The 13,175-nt window shown below is 45.3% G+C and carries 14 protein-coding genes and 1 pseudogene; 2 read left to right on the top strand and 13 right to left on the bottom strand.

Annotated features, from left to right (window positions below):
* Nucleotides 1-162: 162 nt before the first annotated feature.
* From PQO05_RS04980 to PQO05_RS04950, 8 genes and pseudogenes are all read right to left on the bottom strand, one after another.
* Nucleotides 163-786, bottom strand: coding sequence for a response regulator transcription factor (locus tag PQO05_RS04980; protein WP_273631569.1), 624 nt, complete (start codon nt 784-786; stop codon nt 163-165).
* Complete coding sequence (locus PQO05_RS04975; RefSeq protein ID WP_273631568.1) at nt 787-2,040, bottom strand: sensor histidine kinase; 1,254 nt, start codon at nt 2,038-2,040, stop codon at nt 787-789.
* 290 nt (nt 2,041-2,330) lie between these two features.
* Nucleotides 2,331-4,685, bottom strand: a complete 2,355-nt coding sequence (locus tag PQO05_RS04970; protein WP_273631567.1) for an ABC transporter permease — start codon at nt 4,683-4,685, stop codon at nt 2,331-2,333.
* 114 nt (nt 4,686-4,799) lie between these two features.
* A pseudogene (locus tag PQO05_RS26720) lies at nt 4,800-4,850 on the bottom strand (hypothetical protein); the annotation flags it as partial.
* Nucleotides 4,828-5,757, bottom strand: coding sequence for a helix-turn-helix domain-containing protein (locus tag PQO05_RS04965; RefSeq protein ID WP_273631566.1), 930 nt, complete (start codon nt 5,755-5,757; stop codon nt 4,828-4,830). The gene PQO05_RS04965 and the pseudogene PQO05_RS26720, both read right to left, overlap by 23 nt.
* A 324-nt stretch (nt 5,758-6,081) precedes the next feature.
* On the bottom strand, nt 6,082-6,459 hold the full coding sequence (locus PQO05_RS04960; protein ID WP_273631565.1) for an ABC transporter permease: 378 nt from the start codon (nt 6,457-6,459) through the stop codon (nt 6,082-6,084).
* Nucleotides 6,460-6,481: 22 nt separating this feature from the next.
* Entirely contained in the window at nt 6,482-6,652 is a 171-nt protein-coding gene (locus PQO05_RS04955; protein ID WP_273631564.1) for a hypothetical protein, read from the bottom strand.
* Between the two features lie 15 nt (nt 6,653-6,667).
* Entirely contained in the window at nt 6,668-7,276 is a 609-nt protein-coding gene (locus tag PQO05_RS04950; protein ID WP_273631563.1) for an ADOP family protein, read from the bottom strand.
* 80 nt (nt 7,277-7,356) lie between these two features.
* On the opposite strand from PQO05_RS04950, the gene PQO05_RS04945 reads away from it, so the two are divergent.
* Nucleotides 7,357-7,761, top strand: coding sequence for an SLAC1 family transporter (locus PQO05_RS04945; protein ID WP_273631561.1), 405 nt, complete (start codon nt 7,357-7,359; stop codon nt 7,759-7,761).
* Nucleotides 7,762-8,049: 288 nt separating this feature from the next.
* Here the strand turns inward: PQO05_RS04945 and PQO05_RS04940 are convergent, their stop codons facing one another.
* Entirely contained in the window at nt 8,050-8,640 is a 591-nt protein-coding gene (locus PQO05_RS04940) for a Crp/Fnr family transcriptional regulator (RefSeq protein WP_273631560.1), read from the bottom strand.
* A gap of 129 nt (nt 8,641-8,769) precedes the next feature.
* Here PQO05_RS04940 and PQO05_RS04935 point away from each other — a divergent pair, with 129 nt between their 5' ends.
* Nucleotides 8,770-9,225 (top strand): cupin domain-containing protein, encoded by a 456-nt coding sequence (locus PQO05_RS04935; protein WP_273631559.1) that lies wholly within the window; start codon nt 8,770-8,772, stop codon nt 9,223-9,225.
* An 862-nt stretch (nt 9,226-10,087) separates the two neighbouring features.
* On the opposite strand, the gene PQO05_RS04930 is transcribed toward PQO05_RS04935, so the two are convergent.
* The 4 genes from PQO05_RS04930 to PQO05_RS04915 form a co-directional block, all read right to left on the bottom strand.
* Complete coding sequence (locus PQO05_RS04930) at nt 10,088-11,146, bottom strand: nuclear transport factor 2 family protein (protein WP_273631558.1); 1,059 nt, start codon at nt 11,144-11,146, stop codon at nt 10,088-10,090.
* A gap of 18 nt (nt 11,147-11,164) precedes the next feature.
* Nucleotides 11,165-11,713 (bottom strand): nuclear transport factor 2 family protein, encoded by a 549-nt coding sequence (locus tag PQO05_RS04925; protein ID WP_273631557.1) that lies wholly within the window; start codon nt 11,711-11,713, stop codon nt 11,165-11,167.
* Nucleotides 11,714-11,772: 59 nt separating this feature from the next.
* Nucleotides 11,773-12,240, bottom strand: coding sequence for a VOC family protein (locus PQO05_RS04920; protein WP_273631556.1), 468 nt, complete (start codon nt 12,238-12,240; stop codon nt 11,773-11,775).
* A 91-nt stretch (nt 12,241-12,331) separates the two neighbouring features.
* Entirely contained in the window at nt 12,332-13,099 is a 768-nt protein-coding gene (locus PQO05_RS04915) for an SDR family oxidoreductase (RefSeq protein WP_273631555.1), read from the bottom strand.
* Nucleotides 13,100-13,175 lie beyond the last annotated feature (76 nt).

The following is a 13,175-nucleotide window of genomic DNA, read 5'->3' as shown; positions in this document are numbered from 1 at the left end:
CGCAACAGAACAGTCAATAAACCTAACGCATAGATGATTAACCTGATTACTTTGATATCTTTTATCCCGTAGCCTGATGTAAAAAATAACGCTTAAAATAAAGCTTATTACACGAAATAAAATATCAGGAAACATTTTCAACATACGCAATTGTGACAATATTTAACCAATCCATTTATTGTTACCTGCCACCCTCAAGGCTTCGGCTTTGCTGTTAACGGCGAGTTTCTGGTAGATATTCTTGATGTGACTACGGACGGTCTCTTTACTGATAAAAAGATCGAGCGCGATCCTGGTATAACTTTTGCCCTCGGAAATACCCTTCAGTACGGCTGTTTCGCGTTCGGACAGAGGTGAATTTTGCGGACGTGCAAATGATTGCACGACCATTTTAGCGATATTGAGGCTCATCGGTGCGCCACCTGCAAACGCCTCGGCCATATTTTGGATGATTTGGTCGGCATCCGAATTCTTAACGATATAACCGCCGGCCCCGGCACATAGCGAACGGAACACTTTATCACTGTCCTCGATAACTGTAATGATCAGGACAATACATTCCGGGCGCAGCTTTTTGATGCGCAAGGTGCCTTCGATGCCATCGATACCCGGCAGATCGATATCCATGAGCACCAGGTCAGGCGCGTCATTGCCCAAAGATTTTAATGCGCTTTCGCAACTTCCGTGCTGTCCCGCCACCCGGTAGCCCGGCGTACCCTCAATAACGGAGGCAAAGCCTTCCCTGATCTTACCGTTGTCTTCGATGATCATGATCCGCTTTTCCATTTATAGTTCGTTTAAGTTATTTACCGGTACGGTGATTGCGACCATCGTACCACTGGTTTGTTTGGACAAGGTGAAGCCAAAACCGTTTTTTTTACAGCGCCTTTCCATGTTAACCAAACCATAATGTTCGGTTTTTTCGTCGGCAGCTTTCCAGCTGCCGTTATCCGTAAGCGCATAAGTAACCGCTCCGGGCGTATAGGTCATCGTCAGCTCCACCTCAGTAGCCCCGGCATGCTTCACCACGTTGGTCATCGCTTCCTTGAAGATGAATAATATATTCAGTGCGGCGGTCGGGTCCAGCTGCTGCATGTGATCATCTTCCGCTTTGGAAGAGAAAGCAATATCAAACTGGTTATAATAACGTTGCCCGTAACTGGTCAGGTAACCGAAAAGTTCCTGCGAATCATCGCTGTCATGGTTCAGGTGCCATAAAAAATCCTTGCTGCTGGCGTATAACCCGTTGCTGTTCTGGATGATACTGGTAACGATGGGCTGTACTTCACTGTTCTGTTCAAGCTTCAATTTGAGCAGGGAAGCCTGCCGGGTAATGGCTGATAACATATTGCCCGTCTCGTCATGGAAATCCGTCGCGATCGTCTCCCGCATGCTGTTCAATTGTTCGGTCCGCTGTTTGACCGTCTTATCGAGCAAGCTGATCTTTTGATCCTGCAGGGCTTTAAGCTGGAGCCGGTTCTTCTCCTGATCGGCTTGCAGGTAAGCCAGGAAGCCGCCGAGGAAAAGCGTGATCAGGCCATTCATCCCTAAAGAATAAAGCGGGCCACCTGACACGGAGCTGACCGTTGCGGGTAATCCGGCATGTAAGGTTTGGTAATACAGGAAGCCGAGCAGCCCTAAATTGCCCAGAATTGCCAGCCAACCCCATTTTTTATTGACCCAGATCGTGATCAACAAGTACATGTGCAGAATGGCTACATTCGGCGAATAGATCAGTCCCGAATCGGCTACCAGGCCATACATGATCCAGTAGCAGGTCAAAGCCGATATCATCATAGGTATCCGGTAATGGCCCCAGAACCGGATGGTGATCAAGATGACCAGGTTGAGCAAATCATTGATTACGTAACCCGCGATCGGTTTGCCCAAATAACACACAAAAACAGGAAACAACAGCATGAGCGGCAACGCGATCAGCGCCGTGCTGACCAACACACGCAGCTCCTGATAGCGCGGGTTTGTTTTATCATCCCGGATATTTACGGGCATCAAATGATATATCGCATGTTCGAATGTCATACAGCTAAGATAAGACAACCGGGGGTTTAAATCCGCTTAAACCAACAAAATACCGCAGAATGTGGGATTGCAATCGCATCATCAGGCAGTTAGCTTTGCATGATTTTAATCTCATAAATTACTACCGACCCTCATCTCATCCACATGCAGAAAATTATACCTGCCTTATTTTTATGCTTGCTGGCATTCGCCGCCTGCAAAAAGGACAACACATTAACCGCCAAACCGGATGGCGATCACATTACTGCCCACTTATAACCAGAAATAATAATGGAAAATCAAGTAGATTTTCATTCAGATCGCAAACTTTTTACGGGGTTTGCTAACGCCGCCTTAATGCTATGATAACTAACCGTCAGCAAAGTGATCAGCACGGCACCTGCCCCGGTCAAAGCAAACACCCACCAGGACAATGCGGTACGGTAAGTATAATGCTGCAGCCACTGGTGCATAAAATACCAGGAAACAGGAACGGCGATGAACAAGGCGATAGCCACCAGGACAACAAAGTCCCTGGATAGCGATCCCCAGATACTGATTACCGATGCACCCAGCACTTTTCGGATACCGATCTCTTTAATACGCTGTTCCGCTACAAACGAGGCCACACCGAATAATCCCAGGCAGGAAATAAAGATTGCCAGCACCGCAAACACCGAGGCCAGTTTCCCCACACGTTCTTCCGCTAAAAATTTTTGTGCATATTCACTGTCTGCGAATTTGTAATTGAACGGCGCTTCCGGTGCAAATTTTTTAAAGACCGCTTCGATCCTGGCGAGTGCAGCAGACGCAGGCATACCGGCCCGGAGTTTCAGATTGATCACGTTGAAGGAGCGCTCATGGTCATTCATCAAAAACACGGTCGGGGTGATGGGGTCAAAAGGCGAGTTCATCACCATATCTTTCACCACACCCAGCACCTTCCAGTTTTTCCCGTGCCACTGGATCGTCTCACCTACAGGTTCCTTGAGCCCCATTTGCCTGATGGCCGCTTCATTGAACAAAAAGCCAGAAGAATCGCTCAGGAAAGTTTTGGAGAAGCTCCGGCCTTCTTTCATGTGCCAGCCTACGACACTGCCAAAATCAGGATCAGTCAGTACCGTACCGAATTCCTCCTGCCGGTTGGGATCTTTCCCCTTCCAGCTCAGGTTATCGGCGGATGACCAGATACCGGTCATGGGATTGGAGGAGGCTGATACGCCCGTTACCGCGCCGGTCCTCAACAGTTCTTCCCGGAAAGCGCTGTAGCCCTTTATAGCATTGTATGGGAGCGACACCAAATTATCCCGGTTATAGCCCACCGGCCTGTCCTTGGCAAATTCGATCTGCTTAAAAACAATAATGGTTCCAATGATCATCGTGACGGAAACGGAAAACTGAACGACCACGAGAATCTTCCGAGGCATGGCAGCGCCGGGACCGGCCTTGAAAGTACCCTTTAAGACTTTCACCGCCTGAAAGGACGACAAGTAAAGCGCCGGGTAACTACCCGCGAGCAGCCCGGTGAACAGGCAAAAACAAAAGCAGGTTACCCAGACCAGCGGGTTCGTCCAGACCAGGTGAAGGTCCTTGCCCGAAACGTCATTGAAAAACGGCAAAGCCAGCCAGGCCATCAGCACAGCGATCAGGAAGGATATAGCGACGATCAAAAAGGATTCGCTGAGGAACTGAGCGATAAGTTGTCCTCGGAGGGAGCCGATGGCTTTGCGGATGCCCACTTCTTTTGCGCGCTTTTCGCTCCGGGCGGTGCTTAAATTCATGAAGTTGATGCAGGCCAGTAACAACACGAACAGGCCGATGATCCCAAAGAGCCATACAAACTGAAGCCGTCCTGCAACGGCAACACCATTTTTAAATTCATACAAGTGCCACTGGTGCATCGGGAACAGGAAGAGCGCGGGTTTGGCGGCATCTTTCGAATGCTCATACAGAAAGTTCTGAATTTTATGAGAAAGCCGTTGCCGGTTGCTACCTTGGTTTAACAAACCGTATATCTGGAAGGAACTGTTGTACCAGTTATTCATATCCCCGCCATTTTGAAACAGTAGCGCAACAGGGGCAATAAAGCTCATGTTGGCGAACTGGGAGTTCTGCGGCAGATCCCGGTAAACACCGGTTATTTGCACAAGGTGCGTATCGTTGAGCTTGATCGTTTTATTGACCGGATCGGCGTTACCAAACATCGCCCGGGCCAGTGATTCATTGATCAATACGGTGCCCGGTGCTTTAAAAGAGTTTTTTGTTCCCCGGAGCATATCCAGGGTGATGATATTGGTGATCGAAGGTTCGGCATAACAGCCGGACCTAGAAAAGGCATGACTGTTGTAATTTATGTTCTGTTCCATGGCAATTAACGATGCCATCTGCTTGAAGTCGCTGCTATACTTGTCCCGCAGATCTGCTGATAAGGGTAGAGGAAGTGAGGCTTGCGTCACCAAGCCGCCGCCGGTATTGACATTGGCCAAAACCTGTACGATACGGTCATAGTTCTTATTAGATTTATCGTAGGACAATTCGTCCCGGATCCATAGGCCAATCAGCATAGCTACAGTCATACCCACGGCAAGGCCGCAAACATTGATCAACGAAGAAACTTTGTTCCTGGTCGTATTTCGCCAGGCGATCTTTAAATAATTTTTAAACATAGGATTGCGGTTTACCTGGCCCGAAATTACCGCGACAGACCTGGCTCCATATGTCAAATTATAAGATGACAGTTCTTTTTTATATTCCGCAGGAGTTTTCCCCGTCACTTGTTTGAATGCCCGGTGGAAGGTACTGGGCGAGTTAAAACCGGCCGTCGTAAGCAATTCCCTGCAGGGTAAGCTGATCAAAAGGCGGGTCTTTCATTTTGCGGGCTACATCAGCTACACGATATTGATTGATAAAATCATTAAAACTTTTTTTGAGCACCGTGTTAATGATGCGGGACAATTCGTGGGTCGTCAGCCCGAGCTTTCCAGCCAGTGAGGTCAGGCTGAGTTCTGGGTCGCTATAATAACCTTCATTCTTTACCCTTCTTTTCAGCCAGTCGGCTTTGTACTTCACATCATCGGGTGATGGCAACTTCAAAAAATATGGATCATCTGCGGGCGCGTTGATTTCAGGCCTTAAGATTGACATTCCGGCCGTGCCTATCGCCAGGGTGGTTAGAAGAAAATATACAGGATCAGGATATCCGATGATCGTAAAGGGTATCAGCGACAGCCATAAAATGGCGAAGACTTTCAACAGTTTTTTCAGCCACCGCAATTTAAGCCGGTAACGGTCGCTCCCATTAAATTTCAGCCCTCGTGAAAAGTCTTCTATTTGCTTATGGGCGGCATAGCCATAGATGAAATCCGAAATAAACACTATTAATCGGAACACCGGTGTAAGGCCGGGAAAACTTGGCGTATAAAGAACGTCTATAATTGCTGATAATAGCAAGGGACAGAAGTGAAGCAGGCTTCTGAAACGGAATTTAGGGTTCAGTCTGGTTATACTTCTGACATAAAAACGGATCAGCGGACCTAGGGCCAGCGAAAATATTGGTAGTTTCGGTTGAACGTCAATGTATAAAGCCCGGATCATTTCCATGACCATAACAATTAAAATCAATCCGAGGATGCGGTTTGCCGCCTCGTTACCTTTTTTCGTAAGTAATAGTAACACGCTGAAAGCGAGGCCTACGAACACTGTTCCCAGCAAAGCCAGCTCATAAAGACCGATATGCAAATTATATCCTTTCAAATTAAAGCCAAAATTAATCCAAGTTCTTATATTATAGGCAATTGATAAGCAGACGAATATATCAAAATGATCACACAACCTATAACACAACCGAACGTTAGCATGACTGCTTTTAGACGTTTATACGCCGTGCAAAATAATGCCTAGGCATAAAAATAGTATCTCTGAACCCCATAGTACATTCATGGCACACCTGCCATTGATGATGGCGCATGACTATAAAAGGCAGTCCGAAAATTTCAAAAGTAGAAGCCACCTGTAATCAATAATCATGGAAAACTGGTATGTCTTATTCCGATCGTAAACTTTTCACTGGTTGGCCGGTGCTGCTTTAATGGACTGGAAGCTAGCGGTTAACAGGGCAATGAATATAGAGACAAATCCGGCAAGGGCAAACACCAACCAGCTGATGGTAACCCGGTAGGCAAAGTCCTGCAACCATTGATGCATGGCAAACCGGGCTATAGGCGACGCGATCAGGATAGCGATGAATACCAGCTTAATGAATTTTACGGACAGCAAAGTGGTAATACCCTTTACACTGGCGCCTAACACTTTACGGATGCCAATCTCCTTGCTGCGCTGCTCGGCCATAAAAGCGGAGAGGGCAAATAAAACCAGGCAGGCTATATATAATGATAGCCAGTACGGCAAAGCAGGTACATAGTTGTCCTGTACGGGTGACATCGCATACATCCGGGCAAACTCTTCATCCAGGAAAGTATAGCGTATAGGTTGGTTGGGAATAGGTTTTCCATAAGGTCGATAGCCGCGTAACCGCCTGTTGCAGGTCGCCGTCGCGGAGCTTTACGGTCATCATAGCGGTGCTCAGGCTGAAATGCAATGCAACCGGGCTGATCTCCCCCGCGCATCGACTCAAGATTAAAATCCTGTACTACGCTGATAACCGTAAAAATACCACCGTTATAATATGTGCGCCTACAGGTTTTTTCAAACCCAGTGCCCAGGCCATTTTTTGATTGATGATAATGGATCTTCCGGCGGTATCATCAGCCAGCTCATAAGAGAAATTCCGGCCTTCAAGGAGCTTGATACCAAGGGTTTGCAGGTAGGTATCGCCTACCTGCCACATTTGCCCCAAAACGGCCGGGTCAAGCTTTTCACGCCTTTTCTTTGAAAAAAGGATTCCATTATGCGCGGCACCGTTTATGGGCAGATAATCGCTGATGGAGGCGCTTTTGACCGCTGCAATTTTAGTCAATTCTGTTTTAAAGGACTGAATGTGCTGTTTGTCCAGGGTGTTGGTGCCCTGTAATACCATTACCTGGTCTTTGTGAAACCCCGCCTTACGGTTTAAGATAAAATGCATCTGGTTATAGATCACCACCGTGCTGATGATCAATATAATAGAGGCTGCGAACTGGAAAACCACCAATCCATTGCGCGATACCGGGCTTTTGCAGCCGGTGCTGATGGCGCCCTTTAATACCTGTCCGGGTCTGAAACCTGAAAGATAAAAGGCCGGATAAAGACCGGCAAGCATACCCACGGTATGCGGTAGCAAGCAGTACGACCGGCATAAACCACCATTCGAGCCAGGGAATAGTCAGCGACCTTCCCGCGATGTTATTAAAAGCAGCTTCCATGCTTATTTTTTCAGCAGATAAATCCCCATTAATTAAGGAGTTGCTTTCCTTCCTAAAAGGGATGGCGATACTCTTTCCGGCTGCCGGCACTTGGTGGATACTTTTATTGATTTTGCTGGGTATTTGGAAACATGTATCTAAAAAGATCAGCATACCAATAAACGCGGTTGGTTACGATGCCAGCTACTGGTCATTGGTATTTTCTCTGGGAATGTGCACAGTTAGCACCATGCGGCTGGCGGAAGCATTGGCTTTAACATTTTTAAGCGTGATACCGAAATATTTTATTTTTTTCGAGCTATTAACTTGGATAGCAGTGTCAAATGGCTTTATCAGACAAACCTTTTCAAGTCTGATTAAGAAGAAAAGCAGCGTTATTTAACTTAAAATTTTTTGAGCCGAACAATAAACGGTTTACCGGACGTTCACCTAAGATAAATAGGGTTACATTAGATTTTGATGTTAGATATAAGCCGATTTTATAGATAAAAGAGCTTATATCTCCATTGGATATGACTCCAAAATCCTGAATCAAAAAGTCATGCTAACGACGGATATCCATCCTGCGATCTCGACGACAACAATACCCAAGCAAGTCAAAATCCTCTAATTGTAAGATTTAGGTTTTTCCATTTATTATTGACTTTCGTAACAAATGTGGCGTTAAATATTAAAATATAACTTTCGAATTGGTAATGCTTCTTCGTATCCTGCTCAATGATTGCGGCGTGATGCCTAAATACGATGCAATATCATTTAATGCAACCCGCTTAGCCACATCTGGCTGACGTTGCAAAAAATTTTGGTATTTATCGGATGCCTCTCCGAACATATAAACGTTTTTTATAGTGACCATCTCAGCCATAGAAAGCTGCGCAATTTCGTCGATCAACGCTCGTAGGTAAGGTAGTTGCCGATAGAGGTCAGTTAGCTGCTCGTAATTGATCATCATTACCTCGGCCACACAGGCGGCTTGCAATCCTTGCACCGCTGGCACATTACCATACATACTGTAAAGGAAGGTCATAAATTGATGTTCTTTAAGAAAAAAATAAACTACATCCTTATTGTGAGGATGTGGAAGAGTTATTTTTAAAACGCCATTGTTAATAAAAAACAATTGCCGGGCGATCGTCCCTGGCTTAATAAGCCAATCACTTGATTTAAATCTTTTTATAGAGAATGAATTCGCAATTAAGACTTGTTCATCTTTTGGTATAATTCGATGCTTAAGAATATTTTGAAGTAGATGGTCATACATAGGGAATCCTAACGACAGAATCTCTTTATAATTGTAGCAAAAGAAAAAATTGCCTTACTTCCATTTATTACCATATGTTAAGTCCATCCGGCCATACAACCAGTATGTTTGCATTCATAAAATTATAAAATGAATACGAAAACTTATTGGTTATTTGGTTCGCAACAACAGATTTTAAGTAGCGAACTAGATACAAATGCACATTACGATTTAATTGAAGGTCTTTTTCCTCCAGGTACACAATCTCCATTGCATGTTCATGCAAATTATACTGAGACAATTATAGTTTTAGAAGGCGAAGCGATTATTTTCACACCGGGAAATGAGCGAATTTTAAAACAAGGGCAATCATTCTTTATTCCCAGAAATGTTCCGCACGCAATCGTGAACAACTCTGCATCTGAATCCTTTAAGGCGTTAGCTATTGCGTCGCCAAGCGGATTTGCACATTTAATCCGGTCTGTTGGGATTCCTGATGCAGGGTTTAATGAATGTCCGGCACAAGCACATGATATGCAGGTGGCTATGCAGATCATGATTAATTTGGGGGACACTATCCTTGGTCCTCCGGGAGCACGCCCGTAATCAGATTGCGACCAGGCAATTTTATTATCTCAAAGCAAAAATCATAATTGACCGACTCTCAACATTGGTGAACGGAATAAAGGAGCCGAAGTCTTGTCTAGTATATTTTACCACGTTGGCTGGATTAATTTGGTTTAGCAAAATCTTAAATTATACCTGAAAAAGTCTATACCATTCATTCCGGCGTAGTCGTACTAGCAGTGGTCGGCGAACCAGCGTACAAGTTGCACTTACTGATAACAACATAGTTGATATATGTAGGCATAAGGAGTTCTTCTATACCCTTTACAGTGCGAACTGCTTAAGTTTCGTTGAAATATCCAGAGTATGCCCTCAACAATTATCTAATTGCCCTTTTGTGGTTAGGGTCTTGTGACTTATTTCCGTGGCTGGAATTTGCGGATGTATTATTTAAACGGTGTTTTCTTATCGCCGGATCGTATGGGGGGCTTTATTTATCAAACTCAAAAAGTGGGCTGTCTTATGCTGAGAATGACTTTTCTTGGGTCTGGCCTATCGACGTTTAGAATATTTTAGATATTTCTCTACCATAAGCTGGCCTTTATATGTGGCCGGGCTTTGTTTTGCCGTTAGATTATCGGATGATCAGGAACGACCGGACTTGAATATATATCTGGCAACAAAATCATCCGTCGCATTGCCGTTATCCCCTACTGCATCCACCTGATTCATGAGAAAATCGTTTGGCTCCTGATCAATTGTTTTTAGCACTTGCTGTGGTGCATTAGTATCCTACTTTATTTATTAGCAAATATTTCCTTCAGGACGGATTATCGCGCCTGAAAGAAATATCTATCAATGAAACTTCCAAGTAAAATCCAAATTTTACAGGTTTTAATGATCAATTGGCGTTGGGTAGACCGGCCTTCCACCTGCGAAGGTGTGTGCCGTTCTCATAAGGCATACCTTCGGGATAGGTAATAAACTCAACTGAAGTGCCCCAAGGAGTTCTTGCGTAGCAGAAATAATTTTGAGCACCCGTTTCCAGCGGGAATAACAACCGGGCAGGTTCTGACAGCACCTTCCCCCCGGCGGCAGCGAACTTTTCAAGGGCAGATTTAATGTTGTCCGTGTAAACAGCAAAATGCTGCAATCCAAGATCGCTGGACAGAATCGCTTGCTTTTGGCCATCAACATGCACCTCAAATAATTCGATATTTGGTCCATGCCCGATCTTGATCATCCGGCAGGCATACAACTTCGTGTGCAGAGCGACATTTAAAGTAGCCTCAACACCTTCGAATTCTAATGGGGACTGTTTTTTGCTGTAAGATTCATAAACAACTTCCGCACCAAAGGCTTTTTGCAGAAAGACGGTTGCCGCATCAATATCAGGCACGTTAATACCGATATGATCGATTCCCGCGACCGCCCCCTCATGGTGGTCCGATAAGTCAAAGGGAGCCATGCTTTTGGCCACCTGTGCCATATCCAGAGCTTCTCTCAATAGTTGGATCTTGCCATCTTTCGCAACAAGTCTGCCCATATAGGTTTGTTGGTAAGGCCGGCCTGTGGAAGCGGCTTTACAATCAACGCTATACTCAGCGAAAACCTGGTCCGGCGTGTCGATATGGATCTGTATATCTTTGAAGGCAAAACCGGGGAACATTTCCGGTATTTCCTTTAGAAATTCATGCAATACATCCTTGCCCCTCCATTGCCACGGCATCCCTAGGCTCTTCAGGTAAGGCAGTTCAATGACGGCATCATCGGCAAATAATTCAATGACTTTATCAGCGTCATTGATGTTTTCGAGGTAACCAAAGAGTAATTGTTTGGCTGTTATGTTGCTTTTCATTTGATTGATATTTGAATGGGCGAACACACTGCTAGCTTTGACAACCGGACTAAGCATGACCGCACCCGTGGATAATAGTTTTAAAAAAATTTCCCGTTTCATCGTATTATTGATATGGTATTATTGTTCCGCTTTTTGCTTGAATCTGTCGATCCTGACTTGGTCAGAGGAAGTGAAATCAGGATCTACATAGATGTAAAAACGGCTGATAAGATCACCCCGGAACTCGAATACACAGCAAAATCTACCGTGCGAAACTTTATTGTCGGGCCAAACCACTCCATCTTTCATCACGCCACTTTCCTGGCCTTCAACAACCACGTAATTATCTTCGCCGATGACCTTGAAATTTTGAATATCATGATGGATGCTTCGCATACTGCTGCCGACATCCCTGAAAAATTTACTAATCCCGCTTTTGCCTTTAACGTTACCGAATTTTGGAAAATAAAAATCCACGTCGTCCGTGAACTGATTGAAAAAAGTACTGTCTACAGCTCCTTTATCAATGGACCTGAAGTATTGGACGGCGATCCCCTTTCGTTTTTCGACCTCCTGCGTCGGTGTATTTGAGCCGGTAATTTCTTGACCTGTTTTTGCGCCCTGAGAAACCGTTGTTAAGGCTATCAGGCCAAATAACACGATGATATGTTTACAATTAGCTATCATGTCTGTGCTTGTTGTTTAGTTTTATAGCATTTTTTCTTGGGGGGGGGAGGATGCACGGATTAAACAGTGGTATTCCTTTGAAAAATATTGATCTTATTCCCGTCCACATCTTCGATCATGGAACAAAGCATACCGCCATCGGTCAGGTAGTGTTCGCGCCATACAAAGCCAATCCCCTTAGCCGCTAATTCTTCGGATGCCTTTTTCAGGTCTTCTACCTGAAATACGATGGCCTTGTTGCCGATAGGTATCAGGTGAAGGGGAACCGGCGCAAACATCGCTTCAATTCTTTTCCCACCGGGAATATGCAGTAATTCCAACCGGATACCTGCGCCCTCCATAATCGCCGCAGTAGCTTGCCCTGTAGGAATATCAAAAGCAGAAGTTTTGACCAGTTTGAAGTTCAATACGCTGGCATACCAGTTGGTAGCTTTGTTCAGGTCAGAAACGGTAAAAGCCACGTCGTATAATGACAGGGAAGCCAATCCTTCGGCCGCACCTGCTTGTTGTTCTATTTCGATTTTCATGATTTTTTATTTCGTGTATCAGATATGAGTTGGTGGCGCTACAGAATAGGTTTATCGAGCCTATCCCGCAGCGCCTTAGTTTTTATCGCGGCTATATCTGTGCCAGACCGCCGTCAACAAATATTTCACTACCGGTCATATAACTGCTGTCGTCTGATGCCAGGAACAAGGCTGCCGAAGCGATCTCTTCAGGGGCACCAACACGGCCAAGTGGAGCTGTATCGCTGAAACCTTGCAAGGCCTGGGTCTGGAAGCCTGTAGAATCCAGCAGGTCCAGCAAACCTGGTGTACTGGTCGCGCCAGGTGACAACACATTTACACGAATGCCTGATCCTTTCAGATCGACTGCCCAGCTACGGGCAAAGTTGCGTACCGCTGCTTTGGTGGCACTGTAAACGCTGAATGCCGCTGTTCCTTTGCTACCGGTGGTAGAACCCGTCAGGATAATTGAACTTCCTGACTTCAACAACGGGAGTCCTTTTTGAACAGTGAACAGTGTGCCTTTCACGTTAACGCCGAAGGTTTGGTCAAAGTCTGCCTCGGTGATCTTGCCCAGCGGTTCCAGATTACCCGAGCCCGCATTGGCGAATAGGATGTCTAAATGTTCATGTTTAGCTTTAATGACCGAATAAATATGGTCCAAGTCTGCGATTTTGCTGATGTCGCCACGAATCGCGGTCACATTTTCTCCGATCTCTGCCATAGCCTGATCTAATTGTTCTTGGCGGCGGCCGGTGATATAAACATACGCCCCCTCTGCCACGAAACGCTTGGCACTTGCCAGGCCGATACCGCTGTTGGCTCCGGTGATAAGCGCTACTTTACCCTGAAGTCTGTTCCCATTTTGTGTATTGCTCATGATCTAAATTTTTAAGATAAATAATAAATTAACTTGCTTTTTGCAAGTTTCAAAATTAGATACAAACTTGCTTTTT

The organism is Mucilaginibacter jinjuensis (assembly GCF_028596025.1).
GTDB lineage: Bacteria > Bacteroidota > Bacteroidia > Sphingobacteriales > Sphingobacteriaceae > Mucilaginibacter > Mucilaginibacter jinjuensis.
The sequence above is the reverse complement of the archived record's forward strand: the minus strand, read 5'-3'. Positions and strand labels throughout refer to the sequence as shown.